Annotated in this window: 18 protein-coding genes, 1 tRNA gene and 1 pseudogene; 4 read left to right on the top strand and 16 right to left on the bottom strand. The window is 60.7% G+C overall.

Translation table 11 applies throughout. The annotated features are described in order from the left end of the window. Window positions 1-17 precede the first annotated feature (17 nt). On the bottom strand, window positions 18-1217 hold the full coding sequence (locus ACSZPK_RS14010) for an MFS transporter (RefSeq protein WP_437882090.1): 1200 nt from the start codon (window positions 1215-1217) through the stop codon (window positions 18-20). On the opposite strand from ACSZPK_RS14010, the gene ACSZPK_RS14015 reads away from it, so the two are divergent. Both ACSZPK_RS14015 and ACSZPK_RS14020 read left to right on the top strand, forming a co-directional pair. Next, window positions 1201-1962, top strand: a complete 762-nt coding sequence (locus ACSZPK_RS14015; RefSeq protein ID WP_437882091.1) for a dihydroorotate dehydrogenase electron transfer subunit — start codon at window positions 1201-1203, stop codon at window positions 1960-1962. The genes ACSZPK_RS14010 and ACSZPK_RS14015 overlap by 17 nt on opposite strands. Beyond that, complete coding sequence (locus ACSZPK_RS14020) at window positions 1956-2684, top strand: tRNA-dihydrouridine synthase (protein ID WP_437882092.1); 729 nt, start codon at window positions 1956-1958, stop codon at window positions 2682-2684. The genes ACSZPK_RS14015 and ACSZPK_RS14020 overlap by 7 nt, the downstream gene beginning before the upstream one ends. Window positions 2685-2734: 50 nt before the next feature. Here the strand turns inward: ACSZPK_RS14020 and ACSZPK_RS14025 are convergent. From ACSZPK_RS14025 to tssA, 15 genes and pseudogenes are all read right to left on the bottom strand, one after another. Beyond that, window positions 2735-2872, bottom strand: a pseudogene (locus ACSZPK_RS14025) (helix-turn-helix domain-containing protein); the annotation flags it as partial. A gap of 3 nt (window positions 2873-2875) precedes the next feature. Beyond that, window positions 2876-3610 (bottom strand): hypothetical protein, encoded by a 735-nt coding sequence (locus ACSZPK_RS14030; RefSeq protein WP_437882093.1) that lies wholly within the window; start codon window positions 3608-3610, stop codon window positions 2876-2878. Further along, window positions 3607-3798, bottom strand: coding sequence for a helix-turn-helix transcriptional regulator (locus ACSZPK_RS14035; protein ID WP_437882094.1), 192 nt, complete (start codon window positions 3796-3798; stop codon window positions 3607-3609). Before ACSZPK_RS14035 ends, ACSZPK_RS14030 begins: the two co-directional genes overlap by 4 nt. A gap of 176 nt (window positions 3799-3974) precedes the next feature. Continuing rightward, window positions 3975-4628 carry a hypothetical protein gene (locus ACSZPK_RS14040; RefSeq protein ID WP_437882095.1) on the bottom strand — a complete coding sequence of 218 codons (654 nt, stop codon included), beginning with the start codon at window positions 4626-4628 and terminating at the stop codon, window positions 3975-3977. Continuing rightward, the gene (locus ACSZPK_RS14045; RefSeq protein ID WP_437882096.1) at window positions 4621-5958 is read right to left on the bottom strand and encodes a tyrosine-type recombinase/integrase; all 1338 of its coding nucleotides are present in this window, start codon (window positions 5956-5958) and stop codon (window positions 4621-4623) included. The genes ACSZPK_RS14040 and ACSZPK_RS14045 overlap by 8 nt, the downstream gene beginning before the upstream one ends. A 161-nt stretch (window positions 5959-6119) precedes the next feature. After that, window positions 6120-6208, bottom strand: a tRNA-Leu gene (locus ACSZPK_RS14050). 239 nt (window positions 6209-6447) lie between these two features. Then, on the bottom strand, window positions 6448-9141 hold the full coding sequence (gene tssH, locus ACSZPK_RS14055) for a type VI secretion system ATPase TssH (protein WP_437882097.1): 2694 nt from the start codon (window positions 9139-9141) through the stop codon (window positions 6448-6450). Beyond that, complete coding sequence (tssG, locus tag ACSZPK_RS14060) at window positions 9134-10192, bottom strand: type VI secretion system baseplate subunit TssG (RefSeq protein ID WP_437882409.1); 1059 nt, start codon at window positions 10190-10192, stop codon at window positions 9134-9136. Before tssG ends, tssH begins: the two co-directional genes overlap by 8 nt. After that, a complete protein-coding gene (gene tssF / locus ACSZPK_RS14065; RefSeq protein ID WP_437882098.1) occupies window positions 10156-12015 on the bottom strand; it encodes a type VI secretion system baseplate subunit TssF in 1860 nt (619 codons plus the stop codon). The genes tssG and tssF overlap by 37 nt, the downstream gene beginning before the upstream one ends. Beyond that, complete coding sequence (gene tssE / locus ACSZPK_RS14070) at window positions 12012-12533, bottom strand: type VI secretion system baseplate subunit TssE (RefSeq protein WP_437882099.1); 522 nt, start codon at window positions 12531-12533, stop codon at window positions 12012-12014. The genes tssF and tssE overlap by 4 nt, the downstream gene beginning before the upstream one ends. Continuing rightward, the gene (locus ACSZPK_RS14075) at window positions 12530-13315 is read right to left on the bottom strand and encodes a type VI secretion system accessory protein TagJ (protein WP_437882100.1); all 786 of its coding nucleotides are present in this window, start codon (window positions 13313-13315) and stop codon (window positions 12530-12532) included. Before ACSZPK_RS14075 ends, tssE begins: the two co-directional genes overlap by 4 nt. A gap of 207 nt (window positions 13316-13522) precedes the next feature. Beyond that, on the bottom strand, window positions 13523-14011 hold the full coding sequence (locus ACSZPK_RS14080) for an Hcp family type VI secretion system effector (protein ID WP_437882102.1): 489 nt from the start codon (window positions 14009-14011) through the stop codon (window positions 13523-13525). 105 nt (window positions 14012-14116) lie between these two features. Next, entirely contained in the window at window positions 14117-15607 is a 1491-nt protein-coding gene (gene tssC, locus ACSZPK_RS14085) for a type VI secretion system contractile sheath large subunit (RefSeq protein ID WP_437882103.1), read from the bottom strand. Window positions 15608-15617: 10 nt separating this feature from the next. Then, a complete protein-coding gene (gene tssB / locus ACSZPK_RS14090) occupies window positions 15618-16133 on the bottom strand; it encodes a type VI secretion system contractile sheath small subunit (protein ID WP_437882105.1) in 516 nt (171 codons plus the stop codon). A 68-nt stretch (window positions 16134-16201) separates the two neighbouring features. After that, a complete protein-coding gene (gene tssA, locus ACSZPK_RS14095; protein WP_437882106.1) occupies window positions 16202-17236 on the bottom strand; it encodes a type VI secretion system protein TssA in 1035 nt (344 codons plus the stop codon). 375 nt (window positions 17237-17611) lie between these two features. On the opposite strand from tssA, the gene tagH reads away from it, so the two are divergent. Further along, window positions 17612-19087 (top strand): type VI secretion system-associated FHA domain protein TagH, encoded by a 1476-nt coding sequence (gene tagH, locus ACSZPK_RS14100; protein WP_437882107.1) that lies wholly within the window; start codon window positions 17612-17614, stop codon window positions 19085-19087. A 46-nt stretch (window positions 19088-19133) separates the two neighbouring features. Continuing rightward, a complete protein-coding gene (gene tssJ, locus ACSZPK_RS14105) occupies window positions 19134-19601 on the top strand; it encodes a type VI secretion system lipoprotein TssJ (protein WP_437882108.1) in 468 nt (155 codons plus the stop codon). The last annotated feature ends 15 nt before the right edge of the window (window positions 19602-19616 follow it).

Genomic DNA, 19616 nt, shown 5'->3' on the forward strand with positions numbered 1-19616 from the left:
CAGTCATGGCGGATGATTCAGAGGAGGATGCTCGACGCCAGTGGGGCAGCGGGGAGCAGATCACCGCCAGGGCTGCCAGGACGGCTGCGCCTGCAAAAATGATGAAGCTCCAGAACAAAGGGAGACCCGCGTGGGCGATGTACCCCCCCCAGTATCGGGCCGGTCATCGCGCCGAAACGACCGACGCCAACCGCCCATCCCGTGGCGCTACCACGAGCGTGGGGGGCGTAGTAGTTGGAGATGTAGCCGAGCAGAACCAAGGCGACCCCAACACTGCCAACACCGGCGAAGGAGACAAATACGTAGCTCAGTACGATGGACGTCTTGAGCGAAAGGGCTGCGACACCGGCAGCACCCAGCAGGAAGAAGAAGGAGATGGTGGTCCGTTCTCCGAATCGGTCTGCAACGCGGCCGATGAAGATACCGCCTATGGCAGCGGCAAGGCTGTAGACCGCCAGGAATGACAGGCTCGACCCCAGGTCGTAGCCACTCTTGCGCATGATCTGCGGAAGCCAGGTGCCCAGGCCGTACATGACCATGACGGCCATGAACTGGGTGATCCACAAGCACAGTGTTCCGTAGCCATTACGAACAAACACCTCGGTTAACACGGCCTTGAAGCTTGTGCTGGGCTGTTCTGCATTGCCGGCTGTTGTGACCTCTGGACTGTCGGACAGAGATACACCGAGGCGCTTGGCAAGGCTCTTCGCTCGATCAAGACGTCCCTGATGCAGGAGGAACTCAATGGACTCCGGTAGCAGCTTGGCCATGATCGGCAGCAGGACCAGCGGCATGGCGCCGAGGGCCACGATCAACTCCCAGCCATAGCGTTCAAGCCAGGCCATGGAAGTCAGTGAAGCAAGCAGCACACCCAATGGGTAACCGGAATACATCAGCGCGAAGTTTCTGTTGCGCTTGTCCACCGGTGAATACTCGATGGTGAGTGCGGCCGCTACGGATATAACCCCGCCAAGCCCCAGTCCGCCAATGAAACGTGCTGCAATGAACCAACCGAGGCTGGGCGCCAGGGCCGCCCCAATCATGGAGACCGAGAACAGGAAGACGCAGAGGATGATCAAGGGTTTTCGACCGATCATGTCGCTGATTACGCCGATCAGGTAAGCGCCGAACAGCGTACCTAGCAACGCCGCGCTGCTGAGCTCTCCGATCTGCAGAGGTGTAAGGGTCCAGTTGGGATCGGTGAATGCCGAGTACAAACACCTGATAGTCAAAGGCAACCCGGCTGCGCTGAAAGCCCAGCCCGGCCAGTTCTTTCACCTGATGTGCCCGGCGACGGAACAGGATCAACCCTTCCTGCGCCGTCCGATGAGCCTGTATGGCGTCGATCCCCACGCGGGGCAGGTGAAGTTTCTCTACAAGGTTCAAGGCGCTGGTACCCGGGGGCTGTCGACCCTCGTTCCCGGCCAGTACCTGGATATGCTGGGCCCGTTGGGGCGTGGCTTCGAGCTGCCAGCGCGTACCCGGCATGTGCTTCTTGTGGCGCGTGGTGTCGGCCTGGCCACACTCACGCCACTGGCTGATGCGGCCATTGCCCAGGGGGCGAAGGTCACTGCGATTCTCAGTGCGCGCAGCCCGGCGTTGATCATGTCCGAAGCCGAGCTGACCGCAGCGGGAGCGCAGGTCATCACAGTCACTGACGAGGCGGGCAGCAGCTCGGTACCGCGTCTGGATTCGATGATTCGCCAGTTGCATGGCCAGCAGCCATTCGACTTCATGACGACCTGCGGTTCCAATCGCTTGCTCAAACTGCTGCAGCACTTGTCCGTCGAACTCGACGTGCCTGGTCAGATCGCGATGGAGCAGCACATGGGCTGCGCCGTCGGCATGTGCTATGCCTGCGTGCGGCCATTCCGCAAACCAGGGGGTAGCGGTGAACTGAGTTATCGACGGGTGTGCTGGGATGGTCCGGTCTTCGCGTTGGAGGAGGCCCTGACATGGTGAACCTCAACGTCAATGTCGGCAGCCTCCAACTGGCGAATCCGGTGATGCCAGCCTCTGGCACCTTCGCCGAGGGAATGGCGCAGATCTTCGATCTGAATCGCCTGGGCGCGATCGTCACCAAAACCATCACCGATGACCTGCGCGAAGGCAATCCCACCCCGCGAATCGCCGAGTTCAAGAACTCGACGCTGTTTTCGATTGGCACTCCAAGCAAGGGGGGCGACTACTACATCAACGAGACCGTGCCGTTCTACCGTTCCTACAGCCCGCCGCTGGTGGCCAGTATCTCGGCGGATTCCATCGAACAGTTTGGTGAGCTGGCGGCCAAGATCAGCGTTCCGGGGGTGAGGGCCATCGAGGCGAACATCTCCTGCCCGAACCTGAAGAAGAACGGCCTGGCTTTCGGTATGGATGCCGATGCGACTTACCAGGTGGTCCGCGCGATGAAGGCCGCGACCGACGTTCCCATCTGGCCGAAGATGACCCCCAACGCCGCCAACATCGCCGAAATCGCCCTCGCAGCCGAAGAGGCCGGTGCTGATGCCGTGGTGGTGTCCAATGCGCTGCTGGCCATGGCCATCGATGTGGAAACCTTCCTGCCCAAGGTCGCCAACGTGATGGGCGGGATCACCGGCCCGGCGATCAAGCCGATCCTGCTGCGCATGACGTACCAGTGCGCCCAAGCGGTGAAGATTCCTGTCATCGGCTGTGGTGGCACATGACCGGCAGTGCGTAGCTCTTTCACGCGAGCGGCCGGCATCAGAATGTTCAGGTCACGGCGTGCCTCGATCGTGCTCACCGGACCTTGCTGCAGGCGCTCAAGAAGACGAGCGCGTTGCGCCTCGGCACTGCTATTATTGGGCTGCGTATTTTTAGGGCTGGCCTTCGGGTCGGCCTTTTTCTTTTTCATGGGTCAGGCCTCTGTCGAAGTCAGCAGGTCGATGCGGGCCTGTAGAGCTTTAAGGCGGTCCTCCGGGCTCAGCCCCCTCGTCTTAGGCAGCCGGTCGACACGCGCTTTCAGGGCGACGCGACGCAGCTCAGCGTCAATGCCGCTGTTGATCAGTTGCCGATCAATCGCGCGAAGGTGCTCCAGCGTTTCGGCGCTCACCTGATAGGTAAACTCGTCAGCCACCTCATAACCATCCATGGCGTCACGCACATTGCGGGCTTTCGCCCTGGGTTTGCTCAGCGCCTGCTTTACGAAATCAGCTAGGGGGCTTTCGCGCGAGTCGTCTTGCCTCGACTCAGCCCAACGGACCAGCCTGACAGCCAGCTCATGCCGCACCCACAATCCGGCGCGAAGGTTGATCACGCCCGAGCCAGGTACGCCAGGTGCTGCCGGGACATGGCCGCCTACCGAGCCCGGTTCCTCTCGAAGGATCTTGATCTTGCCTAGATAAAGAATGAGATCCTTGCGGTTAGCTCTCGCGTAATGAGGATCGAGCCATTGCGGTGGCAGCATACGGCCCGAGCTCTTGACCAGATCGGCCACCTCATCAATAACGCCAGTGGCGCGGAAAAACTCTTTGACCTGCGCCACGCGAAGCGGCTTTACCAGCAGGCTGGCGTTGATCATGCCGGAGTCATCGAAAGCCAGGACGTGGTTGCCGAATTGGCAGGTGGTGATGCCGTCGTTGACGTGGCTCATGCAGCCACCTCACGCATGGCGATCCGCGACTTAACCCACTGCTGAACTTCACTGAGAACAAAGCCAACTGGTGAGTTGCGCGACTTCCCATTGCTCAAGGGAACGGGTCGAGGAAAGCTCGCGTCGCTCTTCAGCAGCTTATAAATTGCGGGCCTGCTGTACCCGGTCATCGCCAGCACCACCGGCATGCGTATGATTGTGGTCGTAGGATCTAGGCTGCTAATTGGCAGGTTTGAGGCAATGGGAAAGGCTGTAGCGTTAAGCACTGTATTCACCCGTATATCAGTAGACGACGGGAGACAATGTGCTCGGTCTGAATGGGTAAGGCCGAGGTACCCAACCCAAAATTTACTTACCCAGTCTGTTAAATCCTTCTCCGGATGGTCTCTTCGCTATCATTAAGGTTGAGCCTTTTTTTTACGAGCGGTGCCAGGCTTCGTTTTGAGATTATCCGATTAGGATTTTCGCTTTGTATTTCATTGGCGCATTTTTTCCAGCGCTCCCACTTCTCTTTACTTACGTCACTCGACTCCCGCGGGCGCGCAGAAAACTCCTTTACCTGCAGACGACGACTGGCCCCTAAAGCAGCATCTGAATCTATATCTGGCGGCTCCTCATCGGGTAGCTCATCCACTGCCTTCCTGAACGTATCGGGAAGGCATCCGAACAAATCACCCGTAACATCGCCATCAATAAAGTCGATCAAGGCCTTTGGCGTGCAGGGAAATAAAAGCTGGTGCTGGCTTTCGATGAGCATCCGTGAAGCCACTTGCGCCCTGGATGTCGACTTGGAAAAAGTTCTGCTCTTGTGACCGAGTGCATACTCAGAAGAGGCTTCTTGGATTTGCTCCTCACTCCAGCCGTGCTTTTCAGCGTTTTCGTTTGGATGAAAGAACACACCGTCTGTTGTGATCAGATACGCATTATGTGCTCCTGGGCCAACATCAGTAATATTCAGCCATTCCTGAAGCTCAAGCTGTCTTGTAGCTGCAAGCGTGTGCGCTAGCCCCTCATCCATTTCTATCCATCCCTGTTTGAGTGCGTTTCATCGTCACCACATTGCTTGAGTCAGAGCCCCGTCGAGCAAAGTCATATGGCGTGATATGAGTCTCTCGGTTCGCGTCGAGATAGTCTGCCCACCACTGGATCATTAACCGTCGTTCCTCCAGATGCTCGGCTTTGTGGATGTAGGCGGCCCGCACTCCGTTACGCTCCTGATGGCTCATCTGCCTCTCTACTGCATCACGACTCCATAGTCCCGACTCAATCAATGCGGAGCAGGCCATTGTTCGGAAGCCGTGCCCGCAGATTTCACTCTTGGTGTCATAGCCCATTCGCCTGAGCGCGGCGTTCACAGTATTTTCACTCATGGGTTTGTGATGATAATGATCACCAGGGAAAACAAGATCGAAGCGACCAGACAGTATCTGTACCTGGGCAAGCAGGTTTGACGATTGTCGGCTCAGTGGTACCAGGTGAGGTGTGCGCATCTTGGCGCCTCGCTCGGAGAACCTTACGCCTTCAATAGCCTCTCGTTCACCTGGAATGGTCCAGAGACTACGCGGCAGATCCACCTCAGCCCAGCGAGCAAACCGCAGCTCACTTGAGCGAATGAAAACAAGCAGTGCCAGCGATACTGCCATGCGCGTTAAGGCCCGGCCTTTGTATGCGTCTATTCGTTGAAGCAGATCTGGCAACTTCTCAAACGGCAGGGCGGGGCGATGCTGAGCCTTTCGGGTCGCAACAGCCCCTAGAAGGTCAGAGGCAGGATTGGTTTCGATATACCCATGCTGAACGGCATAGCGCATCACCCCAGTTGTGTATTGCCGCAACCGGCTAGCCAACTCTAGCGTGTCTAGTTGCTCGGTCGCTTTGAGGGGAGCCATCAGATCCCGGATCTTCAAACTGTCTACTGGCCGAGTACCAAGCGGAGGGAATAGGTACAGTTCCATTCGGCGCAGTACCTTGGCGGCATGATCATCGGTCCATTTGCGGGCACAAGCTGCATGCCATTCCAGGGCAATGCTCTTGAAGGTATTACCTGCTGCCAGTTGAGCGTGTTCGCGCTGCTGTTGCTCATGCGCAGCAGGATCAATTCCCGAGGCCAGAATTTCTAAAGCAGCAGCTCGACGACCGCGCGCAGCTTTAAGCCCTAGAGCTGGGTAGTTGCCGAAAGTAGCGAGTGCTGGACGGCCGTCAGGCCTTCTGTATTTGAAGCGCCAGACCTTGGTCCCTGTCCGCTTTACAAGCAGAAACAGCCCTTGGCCGTCGAACAGGCTGTAGTCCTTATCCTTCGGCTTGGCTGCTTCGCATTTTGTGTCGGACAACGGCGTGACTGTACGTGCCATTGGTATATGCCTCTCCCACCGAACCGGCGTATACCCAAACGTATACCTACTTGGAGTATATGAGTAGAGACAAGTAGAGACTGATTAAGACTGCTTTCTAGCTGAAATCCCTGATTTTACCGGGCTTGGTAGGCTATCTAAGACTACTTAAAACAGCTAAATGGTGCCTGGGACGGGACTCGAACCCGTAAGCCGTTTTAGCGGCGGCGGAGTTTAAGTCCGCTGTGTATACCAATTTCACCACCCAGGCCATGCGTGACCGAACCTGCGCGGTTCAGAACGCTGACTACTTCCGTGTCCAGGCTTCCCTTTCTCCGGTAGCGACTCGCTCGCCCCATCGCAAGGGCTTGACGAGGGCTGGACTATATACAGCAAGGCTTTTCGCTGCAAGCGATCCAGTAAACAAAAAGCCCTGTAGATCATGTACCTACAGGGCTTTGAATATGACCAGCGACTGGTGGCGGCCAGTCGCCAGACATCCTTGAGGCTTCAGTCGAAGCTGTAGGCGAATTCGCCGTTATCCACGCTTACGGTGACCTGCTTGATCTCGCGGCCTTCGAGCATGCGCCCGAGGAATTCACGACTGAGGTCAGGCAGCATACCGTTGGTCAGGATCGCATCGATCTGGCGACCGCCGCTTTCGGTCTCGGTGCAGCGAGACACTACCAGGTCGACCACCGCCTGGTTGTAGTTGAATGGCACCTTGCGGGTGCTTTCCACGCGCTTCTTGATGCGCTCCAACTGCAAGACGGTGATGCTCTTGAGCATGTCATCCGAGAGCGGGTAATAGGGGATGGTTACCAGGCGTCCCAGCAGTGCCGGAGGGAAGATCTTCAGCAGCGGGTCACGCAGCGCCTTGGCGATGCCTTCAGGCTCCGGCATCAGGTCGGGGTCGCTGCACAGACCGGCGATGAGATCGGTGCCGGCGTTGGTGGTGAGCAGGATCAGGGTGTTCTTGAAGTCGATGACCCGGCCTTCGCCGTCTTCCATCACGCCCTTGTCGAAGACCTGGAAGAACACTTCGTGGACGTCCGGGTGGGCTTTTTCCACCTCGTCGAGCAGTACCACGCTGTAGGGTTTACGACGCACTGCTTCGGTCAGGACACCGCCTTCGCCGTAGCCGATGTAGCCGGGCGGGGCGCCTTTGAGGGTGGAGACGGTGTGCGCTTCCTGGAACTCGCTCATGTTGATGGTGATGACGTTCTGCTCGCCGCCGTACATGGCTTCAGCCAGCGCCAGGGCGGTTTCGGTCTTGCCCACGCCAGAGGTGCCGGCGAGCATGAATACGCCGATAGGCTTGCTCGGGTTGTCGAGGCCGGCACGTGAAGTCTGGATGCGCTTGGCGATCATCTCCAGGGCATGATCCTGGCCGATGATGCGTTTTTTCAGGTGTTGGTCCAGCTTGAGCACGGTCTCGATTTCGTTGCGGGCCATGCGTCCGACCGGAATGCCTGTCCAGTCGGCGACCACCGAGGCGACCGCCTGGTAGTCGACCGTGGGCAGGATCAATGGATTCTCGCCTTGCAGGGTATTCAGGCGCTGTTGCAGGTCGGCGAGTTTGCCGCGCAGGGCGGCGTGCTCCTCTTCGCTCAGGCGGGCCGCGCCAGCTTCGTCGCTGGTTTCATCGACAGGCTCGGCCGCCGCGCGCAGGCTGGCACGGGTAGTGAGCAATTCATCGACCAGCGACTTTTCTTCGCTCCAGCGAGTCTCTAGCTCGGTCAGGCGAGCACGTTCTTCTACGAGCGCCGCCTGGGTATCGTCGCGGCGATTGCCGATGACTACGCCGATGGCTTCTTCACGGCCGATGATCGCCAGCTCGGTTTCCAGTGCCTCGATACGCCGGCGACTGTCGTCGACCTCGGCCGGCACAGCATGCAGGCTGATGGCGACGCGGGCGCAGGCGGTGTCCAGCAGGCTCACGGATTTGTCGGGCAACTGGCGGGCAGGGATGTAACGATGCGAGAGCTTGACCGAAGCTTCCAGCGCCTCGTCGAGGATCTGCACCTGGTGGTGCTTTTCCATGGTCGAGGCAACACCGCGCATCATCAGGATCGCGCGATGCTCCGACGGTTCGTCGACCTGTACGACCTGGAAACGCCGGGTCAGGGCGGGGTCTTTTTCGATGTGCTTCTTGTACTCGGCCCAGGTGGTGGCCGCGACCGTACGCAGGCTGCCACGGGCGAGGGCGGGTTTGAGCAGGTTGGCCGCGTCGCCGGTGCCGGCTGCGCCCCCCGCGCCGACCAGGGTGTGGGCTTCGTCGATGAACAGGATGATCGGCTTGGCCGAGCTTTGTACGTCCTCGATGACCTGGCGCAGGCGCTGCTCGAATTCGCCTTTCATGCTGGCACCGGCCTGCAACAGGCCGACATCCAGGGCGCGCAACTCGACGTCACGCAAGCTCGGCGGTACGTCGCCGGCGACGATACGCAGGGCGAACCCTTCGACCACCGCGGTCTTGCCAACGCCGGCTTCGCCGGTAAGGATCGGGTTGTTCTGCCGGCGGCGCATGAGGATATCGACCAACTGGCGAATCTCGTCGTCACGGCCAACGATAGGGTCCAGCTTGCCGCTGCGGGCCTGTTCGGTGAGGTCGACGGTGAAACGCTTGAGGGCTTCCTGTTTGCCCATCGCGCTAGGTGCCATGGCACCGCTGGCTTCGCCGGGGGCAGCGCCCGCATTGAAACCGTCGGTTGGCGCCAGGGCGTTTTCCGGCGAGTTGCCGACGATCTCGTCGAAGCGCTCGGTCAAGGTCTCGACCTTGATCTTGTCGAACTCGCGGGAGATCGCCAGCAGCGAGTTGCGCAGGCCCGGGGTCTTGAGGATACCGACGACCAGGTAGCCAGTACGTACCTGGTTTTCGCCGAACATCAGGCTGCCGTAGACCCAGGCGCGCTCGACGGCTTCTTCGACGTGGGAAGACAGGTCGGTGATCGAGGTAGAGCCACGAGGCAGGCGATCCAGGGCTTCGGTAATGTCCTTGGCCAGACGCGCCGGCTCGATGTTGAACTGGCGGATGATCTGATGCAGGTCCGAGTCCTGCAATTGCAGGATCTGGTGCAGCCAATGGGTCAGTTCGACATAAGGATTGCCACGCAGCTTGCAGAATACGGTGGCCGCTTCGATGGCCTTGTAGGCGAGGCTGTTCAGTTTGCCGAACAGCGCCGCGCGGCTGATTTCACTCATGTCGCTCTCCATTGATATCGAAATTACTGCCGTGTGATTGATTGGCGGCCTGCTGTGCGCTTGCACTGGCTGGTGCGAGTAGCAGGTCGGCGGCGTCTTCCCTGGGCGGGTCGAGCCACATGTCGAAGCCGAGGCGGCATTCGCCGGTGAGCGAGGCCGTGGGCACTTCAGGTTGTTTCAGGACCAGGTTCGCATCCCAGTCCAGTTCATCTCCCAGGTATTCCCTGACCCAAGCCTGCAACTCAAGAAACAGTTTGCCGCCTGGCAGGAAGCGCCGGTACTGGTCAAGGCTCAATGGGCCGATACGTAGGCGGAACTTGTGCTGGCGGTCCCACACGTGAGTACCCAGGCATAGATCGCTGCCCAGGGTGGTCGCTGTAATGCCAAGGCGGCTGCATTCCGGCAACTGCAACCACTGGCCGACATATTCCTCCAGTTGGACGGGGACACCGAAATAATCGCCCAGGATTGCGCACAGTCCGTCCGGATAACGGGTCGGCGCGGAAAGGTGGCCGGTGAAGTGATAGCGTGCCCCGTTATCAATCGGCCCTTGTCCCATCAGGCTTTGCATGCCACGGCCGGAGAGGGCGCCCAGGCGGTGCGACCAGAAGTCGTCGTCCGGTCGATCCTGGCTGACGGTCGGGCGTGCTTCGGCCCAGGCACGATAGAACAGCGTCAGCAGGCGATGATTGAATATATCGAGAAAGCGTTTGAAGGTCGCGTCGCCATGGTTGCGCTGGCGCTCACGCGCATATTCGGTCAGGTGCAGCGGCAGCGGGCCATTGGGACCGGTAAGGCCGAAGAAAAACTGCTCGACACGCGGCACGCTGGCAGCGTGCACCACGCTGGCCAGGGTCGAAGGCGCGAAACCGCAGTCAGGCTGCTGGCCCAGGCGCAACGGGTCATCCACCAGGCGCAGAGAGTGGCCCAGCCGAGGGTATTCGGGCGATTCGGACTCGATACGGCGCAAGGCCTGGAAGAAGTCGTACTCCCAGGGCGCGCTGGTCATGGCATTCAGAGTGTCGGACGACATCCCGGCTTGGCCCTCCAGCGCATGACCTCGCCACGTTCGGTGGTGCGTAACGTGGTTTCGGTGAAACTGTTGATCGATACGTAGCGGGTCAGGAAGCGTTCGAGTACCGCTCCGAGCACGAATACCCCGGTACCACGGAAGGCGTTTTCATCGAACTCGATACCGATTTCCAGCCCGCGACCGAACACGATAGGCCCTGGCATCGGCAGGCGACGCGTACAGGGTTTGCTGGTTACCTGGCGCAGGCCGTCGATCTGCATCTGCAGGCCCGAGTCGGTGGCATCGCCATAAAGCCGCATCAGTTCACGTAGCGCGGCGGCCCCCTGGCCCTGGTCGGTGAGCGACAGGTAGTTCAGCGACAGTTGGCTGATCAGCCTCCAGGCACTGGCGTCATGGGCTCGGCTGGCCCGGGGGCGGCTCGGGCCAGCCAGGCAGCGCACCGCCTGGATCGGCGCACTGTCTTCCAGGGTGAAGTCGCTGCGTCCGCTGCCGACCGGCATGAACAGGGGCAGGTCGCGATTGGTGCACAGCGCGGCGACGCCCAACTGGCGCAGGTCATGGCGATAAGGTGCCTGGTTGGCGTCCACCAGTGAGACGAAGGTTTCGCTGCCGATATAGGTGGAGCGTGGCCCGTTGCGTCGCTGATTGCTGGACAACACGCGCGGTTCGCGACGCACGGTGTACCAGGCCCGCTCATGCCCGTAACGCGATGGATCGCGAACCGCATAGAACGGCTGGAAAGACTGCTCGGGACCACTGCCATGGCCGGTCATTTCGGTCAGCGAATGAATTTCGAAGTCCTGTGGACGGGTGCGGTCGGCGATCACATGGTGCTCATGCACCCGGTCGCTCAGGTGAATGCGGTCGGTACGCCTTGGAAACAGGTTGATCGCCGGGGTGCAGAACAATTTGAACTGCTCGCTGCCGATGCTGCGTTCCAGGGTGTTTTCCAGGCGTTTGAACAGCACCACGATCTCGATTTCCTGGCCGCTGCTGCGTTGCACTGCGCTGCGCAGGCCGCTCAGCTCGACGAACAGGAAGCGGTTGGGCAGGGCGAAATATTCCTGCAGCAGGCGATATCCCTGGAAGGCACGAGGCACCACGGGCAGTACGGCATCGTTGTCGTCGAAACCACGAGGCCGCAAGGCGTCCGGCGGCAGTCGCTCGACCCAACTGCCATCGGGCGCGCGGGCGAACACCGCAGAGACGTTTGCCATCAACTGCTCGTATAGCTTGAACGGCTGCTCGTCCGGTCCGTGGAGGAAGAATGGCAGGCTGTCGAGTTGCAGGCTGTTGAGAGGCAGGCCGGCTCCGGTTCTGAGGCGCAGGGTCAGGCCAGCCTTGGCACTTGGCTCGGAGCTGGCCAGGCGGCCCAGCACTGCCGCAGGGTTGCCGAAGTAGTCAGCCTTGGTGACCTCCAGGGGCCACAGAGTCACTTCCTGCGAGGTGCGATATTCGCAGGCCGTTTGCGCTTCCGTGCCGAGCTGGCCACGTAACGCAGCGCCCCGGGCAAGGGTGAAGCCATTGGCCAGTGAGCCTTCGTTCGGGTCGGGGCAGAGCTGGACCACGGTCATCGATGGGGTAGGCGCGAGGTAATGCGGGTAAGCGATTTCCAGAAGATTCTGGGTGAAGGTCGGGTATTCGGCATCGAGCTTCAGTTGAACCCGGGCGGTGAGGTAGGCAAAGCCCTCGAGCAGCCGCTCCACGTAGGGATCGGCACAGTCGATGCCAGACAGGGTCAGGCGGCTGGCGATCTTGGGAAACTCGCGAGCGAATTCCTCCGCGCTCTCGCGGATGTGTTGCAGTTCCTGGTTGTAGTAGCCGAGCAGCCGTGGATTCAACGTCGCCTCCTGGCCTGCTCGGCGGGAAGTACCTGGACGTGGCCGGTTTCCAGGTCGAGCTCGGTGGTCAGTAACAGGCGCAGCGGCAGAGGCTGGGCCCAGAGATCGCCCTCGATATCGAAGCTGAGGGAGTTGTGGCTCATCTCGTCGCCGTCGAGCAGTGCGCGCACGCGCAACGACGAGCGAATGATGCGCGGCTCGAAGTCGGCAATGGCCTTGGCCAGCAGTTGCTCGACGGCAGGCACATCGATACTGGACGCACTGTGCCCTGCCAATGGCGGCAGGCCGAAGTTGACCACCGAGCTGCCTGCCGCTTCGTAGGCGGCATCATCCGTATCCAATGGGGCGATGGTGTTGAACAGCCAGGCCATGTCACGCAGCACTGACTTGCGCAACTGCGGCAGGGAAAGGACGCGCTTGTCCGCCCCTTCGGCAGGGTTGGTCGGATCGTCGTCGGTCAGGCGGTCGAGCAGCGATGGTTGCAGGCGCTCCTGAAGCTTGAGGTCGGCCACCGTCATTCGGCTCCAGCATCGAAGACCAGTTCGCGTACATCGAACAGCGCCGCGTCACCCTGGTCGTGAGCGAACAGGCGTTGTCCGAATGGCAGACCATTTTCGTTCCAGTCGGTCTTGCGGGCCAGCCGTGCCGCGTCGTCGGCGAGCAGGTGCGTGCCGGGATAACGGCTGGGTATCAGGCCGACGGTGGCGCCGCCATTGGCCAGGGTGATTTCCACTGGTAGCCAGATCAGGTCGCGCAGGTCGCTTGGCGCCTCGATGGCGATTCGCTCGACGTTGTGCAGCGGCAGCCAGACATAGCGGCCGTTGACGATCAGTTCGAGAATCGGACCCAGGCGTGGATCGGCATCGCCCAGCCAGGCGAACGCCTCGCCGTTGAGCGTGCCCGGTCTGGCGGGCGCTGCCGCCAAGGCCTGGTCACGCAGCGTTTGCGCGGCCTCGGCGTTGCCTTGGGCATCCTGTTCGAGGGCGAGGATCAACGGGGCGACCCAGTCGGCCGGCTCGCCCAGGACCACTGGCGTGATCTTGCCCGCGAAAACCCCTTCGCGCAGCGCTTCGCAGTTCAGCGCGGTGTCGTAGGTCTGCACCATGGGCAGGCAGGCGGGGCTCAGTTCGCCAGCCACCTTGAGCTGGTTCTGGGCGCGGCTCCACTGGCCCATCACGGCCAGTAGCTGAAAAAGGAAAACGCGCAGGTCGGCGTTGGAGGGTTGCTTGCGGACCTGGTCCTGCAATGCCTTGAGAGCATCGTCCAGGCGGCCTTCATGTAGCAGTTCCTCGGCAGTCATGTGTCATCCCTTTGGGCAATAGGGTTTCCAGTCGCGAAAAGCTGCCGTGCTCGGTCCATGCATGAGGCATGCGATTGGCCGGTATGGCACGCCAGTGATTGCGTGCCCAACGGGTACCGCGAATAGCGGTTCCTGTTCGTGAAAACCTGTGTGAGCGGTAACGAGACAAAGCGACGGGCCCGCATGAAGCAGGCCCGTGGCGGGGTATTACACCTTGACGTTCTGGCGGATGTTCCAGCCGTACTTGACCGGGCCGCCATCTTTGGCGCCATCGGCTTTCTGCGGCTGGTAGTCGACCAGTACCTGGGCGAAGTTCAGGGTGACGTTTTCGGTCAGGCGATCTTCGCCACCGCTACCGCCGGTACTGAGCGAGGACACCAGTACTTCCTTGAGGGTGATGATCAGGTATTCCACCTGAGAGTCGCCGCCTGCCTTGCGGATGGTCAGCTTGGCTTCCGGGAAGTGCTTGCCGCTGGAGCAGGCCATCATCAGGTTCGGAGATGATTTGTCCACGTACTTGGTGAGCGACAGGTCTTGAATATTGACTTTGCCCGCACCGCCGCCGCCGCCGACGTGCATGGAGCCAGACTGGCTCATGCCCCAGCTCCACGCCAGAACGTCGATTTCATCCGCGTGGGTCTTGTCCTTGGACTCGCCCTTGACGTCGCCGATCTTGATGAACATATCAACAGCCATGATTCCTCCTTTCGTGGCTTTTGCCACTGACTTATATCCATGCCCACCCTCTATCGAGGGTGGGGTGTTTGTCATAACGTGCTACTGCGTTTGCCTTGCGCCGGCTCAAGCACTCTTGGCTGACGGCAGTTTGGAAACCAGACGCAGGGAAACGGTCAGCCCTTCGAGCTGGTAGTGCGGGCGCAGGTAGAACTTCGAGCTGTAGTAGCCCGGGTTGCCCTCGATTTCCTCGACCACGACTTCGGCAGCGGCCAGCGGGTGCTGGGCCTTGGTGGTTTCAGTGGAGTGCGCGGGATCACCGTCCACGTAGTTGAGAATCCAGTCTTGCAGCCAGCGCTGCATTTCATCGCGCTCCTTGAAGGAGCCGATCTTGTCGCGAACGATGCACTTGAGGTAGTGCGCGAAGCGGCAAGTGGCGAACAGGTACGGCAAGCGCGCCGCCAGGTTGGCATTGGCGGTAGCGTCCGGGTCGTCGTATTCGGCCGGTTTGTGCAGCGACTGGGCGCCGATGAAGGCAGCCAGGTCGGTGTTCTTCTTGTGCAGCAGCGGCATGAAGCCGTTCTTCGCCAGCTCGGCCTCGCGGCGATCGGAAATCGCGATCTCGGTCGGGCACTTCATGTCCACGCCACCGTCGTCGGTGGGGAAGGTGTGGGCCGGAAGATTCGGCACCTCGCCGCCAGACTCGACACCACGGATGCGCGAGCACCAGCCATAGAGCTTGAACGAACGGTTGATGTTGACGGCCATGGCGTAGGCCGAGTTGGCCCAGGTGTACTTACTGCTGTCGGCGCCGGTGGTCTCTTCTTCGAAGGCGAACTCTTCTACCGGATCGGTCTTCGCCCCGTAAGGTTGGCGAGCCAGGAAGCGCGGCATGGTCAGGCCGATATAACGCGAGTCTTCGGAATCACGCAGCGAACGCCAGCCAGCGTACTCGGGGGTGGTGAAGATCTTGGTCAGATCGCGCGGGTTGGACAATTCCTGCCAGGAACCCATGCCCATGACCGTCGGCGACGCCGCGGAAATGAACGGTGCGTGCATGGCCGCGGAAACCTTGGCGATCTCGCCCAACAGCTCGACGTCTGGCGGCGACTGGTCGAAGTAGTAGTCGCCCACCAGGCAGCCATAGGGCTCGCCGCCGAACTGGCCGTATTCTTCCTCGTACAGTTTCTTGAACACCGGGCTCTGGTCCCAGGAGGTGCCTTTGAACTTCTTCAGGGTCTTGTGCAACTCGCCCTTGGAGATGTTCAGCACGCGAATCTTCAGTTGCTCGTCGGTCTCGGTGTTGTTGACGAGGTAGTGCAGGCCGCGCCACGCGCTTTCCAGTTGCTGGAAGTCCGCGTGGTGCATGATCAGGTTGATCTGCGCGGTCAGCTTGCTGTCGATGGCGGCGATGATCGACTCGATGGACTTGATCGCGTCGTCGGAGATCAGGTCGGTCTTGGCCAGTGCTTGCTCGGCCAGCGTGCGTACCGCCGTTTCCACCGCCTCGCGGGCGCGATCGGTCTTGGGCTTGAACTCCTGCAGCAGCAACGAGGCGAATTCGCTGGTCTGTTCGGTGGTGCCCGCCGCGGCGGACGCCTTGATCAATTCACTCATCTATGCGTCCTCAGGCCTGCGGCTCGTTGTCGGTCGGTTTTGGCGCGCTGGCCAGTGCCTGGAGCAGGGCAGGGTCCTTGATCGCCTTGATGATCAGTTCCTCCGCACCGGTCTTGCCGTCCATGTAGGTCAGCAGGTTGGCGAGCTGGGTGCGTGCCTCGAGCAACTGATTGAGGGAGTCGACCTTGCGGGCGATGGCCGCGGGGCTGAAGTCATCCATGCTCTCGAAGGTGATGTCCAGGCTCAGGTTGCCTTCGCCGGTCAGGGCGTTGGGCACGTTGAAGGCGACACGCGGTTTCATGGCCTTGAGGCGCGAGTCGAAGTTATCGACGTCGATTTCCAGGAACTTGCGATCGGCGACTGCTGCCAACGGCTCTGCCGGTTTGCCCGCGAGGTCGGCCATGACGCCCATGACGAAGGGCAACTGCACCTTCTTCTCGGCGCCGTAAAGCTCTACGTCGTACTCGATCTGTACGCGCGGCGCTCGATTGCGTGCGATGAATTTCTGGCTGCTGGTGTTGCTCATGTCGCTCCTCCTGTGCGGCTGCAGGTGCCGCTCATTTCCTTAAACGGCCAGCATCGCTGGCGGCGCTTTCAATCGTAATCGGGGCCACGCAGGTTCTCGTACTGCGAGGTGCCGTCGGGGATCAAGTTGCGCACTATCTCGGCGAAGTCGGCGTTGACCAGCTTCTTGGCTCGGGTGAGAAGGACCGGCACCGGGCTGGAAGGTTCGAACTGCGCATAGTATTCAAGCAACTTGTCGAGATTTCGCGTTACGTCTTCGCGACTGGCGATCTTGCCGCTGGGCGCTTGGACGCTCTTGCGCGTATCAATGTTCCCGCCGGCATCGGTCGAAGCATCGTCTTGAACGTCGTGCAGTTCATGGTCTTGGCTATCGCCAGCGCCGGGAGCATGTTCGGAAAAGATGTTCACGGCGTGACGCAGCAGTTGCTTGAGCGCTTCCAGATCGACGCTGCGCGCAGAGCCGACTTGGCTGGAGAGGATGTCCTCGATCTCGGCTATATGGCTTCTGGCCTGCTGCAGGGCTTGGCGGCTCTGTTCCAGCGACTCCTTGTCGGCGTCGAGGAAGGCACCGCGCAGTTGCTCCAAGGACAGGCTCTCGCTGGGGAAGCGCTGCAAATCAGTGGCATTGAGTGCGGCCTTGAGGCTGATCGGGCCAAACGCACGCGAACGCACCAGGCAGGCATCGCGCAGAGGAAGAATGACTGTTTCGGCACCGAGGCCGCTCAGGGCATTGATACGGAAAGTCGGGTCGTTATCGTCGTCGGCATCGAGCAACGGATAAAGGCCGTCCCAATATTGCGCGAGCAGATCACGGACCAGTTCCAGTGCGCTGGCCAGGCCGAAAAAACCTTCCAGCGCGGCATGACTTTGCAAGAAAAGATTGGCCAGGCGCAGGTCCTTGCTGCGGCTGAAAAGATCGATTGCGCGCTGGCGCACATCACGCCAGTCCGGCGCCTCGGCAGGCAGCACGGAGTCGCCCATCTGGCGTTCTGGCTGGCCTTGAGCCAATCGTTCAAGCTCAAGGTAGTCCGCGTCGTATTCGAGATCTTCGCCACAAGGGGCATCGTCGGATACAGCGTTGAGCAGAATGGACACGTCAAGCACGCTTGGCACTCTCCCTGTAGGGCCTGATGAGATAACTGTGTGCGTGAGAGGCCGGAAACGTACATCCGCCCATGGACGCATCCAGGGTTACGTTTCGTGTGTCACATTTCTGACGGCTCGGAGTACACAACCGCGACATTCTTGGAGCTGCGTCCAAAAATTGTCAATACGGCACATGGGTGGCGATAATGCGTCGCAAGGAACATTCTGTCGCGTATCTTTTGTAAGGATTTTGAGATCGTTCAAAATAATCGCGTACACATATTGAATGGCGGCGACAGACGAGAAAGGATAGTGCGTTTTGCTCTGGAGCTAAGAAATCCTTACTGTGACAAGGATTTACCTCACAGGCCTCGAACAAGGAAGACATGACCCATGCCGCTGCGTCTCGTCATCACCACCTACCATAAGCTCACTCCCGGGCAGCGCCCGGAGATCGAGCTTGATCGTGGGGAATTGAGCATCGGGCGTGGGCCGGACAACGATTGGGTGCTTCCCGATCCGGGGCGACTGGTGTCCAGCCAGCATTGCATCGTGCAGTTTCGCGACGGGACTTATTACGTCACGGACACCAGCACCAACGGCATCATCATGGAACGCTCCGGCTTGCGCTTGCGACGTGGCAACAGCGAACCCCTCAGCGATGGCGAGGTGCTCAAGCTCGGCGAGTACGACATCCTCGTGCAGATCACCGTCAGCGCAGGCGTACCGATGGGCGTGCCCAGCGGCACGCCTGATCCGTTCAGCGATTTCGATGCGCTGATGGCCCGGCAGGCAAACCCGGGGGCAGCCATTGCCTCGATTCCAAGCGCGGCACATTTCCAGTCCGGCTCGCCTTTCGATACCAAGCCCGACCTGTTCGACTTTCTTGCCGCGCCGGCCTCCACTCCGGCAGCCATTCCTGATCATCTCCCCGCAGAGCGGCACGACTTCCGTCCGCCGCAGCCACTGACGCCTCGGGCGAACCCCGTTCAGGAGGCTGTGCCGCAGAGCTCGCAGCCGGCCAATGCGATCCCAGACGACTGGGACCCCTTCGCTGATCTTGCAGCACCTGTGCAGCCCGTCGCCGTGCCAGTCCCCCCGGCGGCTCCCGTACCACCGGCTGAGTCGCTGCCGTCGTTCGACCTTGGCGTGGCCGACTCGCTGGACTTCGATATCGAGCAAGTCGAAATCGTGGCGACGTTCCCCGCTCCTGAGGCCGTGCCAGCCGTTGCACCACCTCAGGTCGCGCGACCAGCAGCGGCAACGGGTACCGGCGCGGAGGGCGAGTTGCTCGAAGCCTTCCTGCGTGGCGCCGGTCTCGCGCATCTGCGTCTGGATCGCGAGGCCGTCGTCGCCCAGATGGAAACCGTGGGGCGAAGCTACCGACTGATGGTCGAGGGGCTGATCGATGTACTGCGTGCCAGGGCCAGCCTGAAGGGCGAGTTCCGCATGGCACAGACCACCATCCAGCCAGTCGAGAACAACCCGCTGAAGTTCGCACCGAACGTCGATGAGGCACTGCTGCTGCTGTTGCGCCATGACAACCGCGCCTTCATGGCGCCGGACCAGGCCGTGGCGGAAGGCTTCGATGACTTGCGTGCCCACCAACTGGCGGTCATGGCGGGCGTACAAGGTGCGATCAAGCATTTGCTCAGGCGCTTCGAACCTTCTGTGCTGGAGGCGCGTCTTAGCAAACCGTCAGGCTTGGCGGCACTGTTGCCGAGTGCTCGCCAGGCCCAGTATTGGGAGCTGTTCACTGAACTGTTCGCGACTATTTCGCGGGAGGCGGAGGACGATTTCCAGGATCTGTTCGGGCGTGAGTTCGGTCGAGCCTATGAGGAACACATCGCACGATTGCGTGGGCGCTGAAGGCGTTTCATCGCAGGCATCGTTTGGAATTCGAGGAAGTACTGTTATGCCAAGGATCATGCTGTTGATCGCCCTGTCACTGCTCGCCGCCTGCGCCTCCGACGGGCCCAAGGCGCCACCACCGACGCAGGCGACCCTGAGTATCGAGGCGGAGCCCGGGCTCAATCCGGCGCCTGATGGCAGCGGGGCTCCCGCCTGGGTTCATGTCTACCAATTGCGAGGCAGCGCCGGATTTTCCCGCGCGGACTTCTTTTCCTTGGTCGAAAAGGGCCAGGCAACGCTGGCCGCCGATCTGGTCGATCACGATCAGTTCGTGGTCAAGCCCGGTGAGCGCCTGGTCCGCGTACTGGAGCCAGCCGATGGCGTGCGCTACATCGGCGTGGTGGTCGCGTATCGCTCTCTGGACCGTTCTGCCTGGCGGCAACTGATCGAGATTCCTGCCCACCAGGCCACCTCATGGAACCTGAAACTGGCGCCTTACGCGGTAAGCGTGCGGCCGGTCACCACGCCTTAACGCCCTGGAGAGATT

This window comes from Pseudomonas sp. LRF_L74 (assembly GCF_965644255.1).
GTDB lineage: Bacteria > Pseudomonadota > Gammaproteobacteria > Pseudomonadales > Pseudomonadaceae > Aquipseudomonas.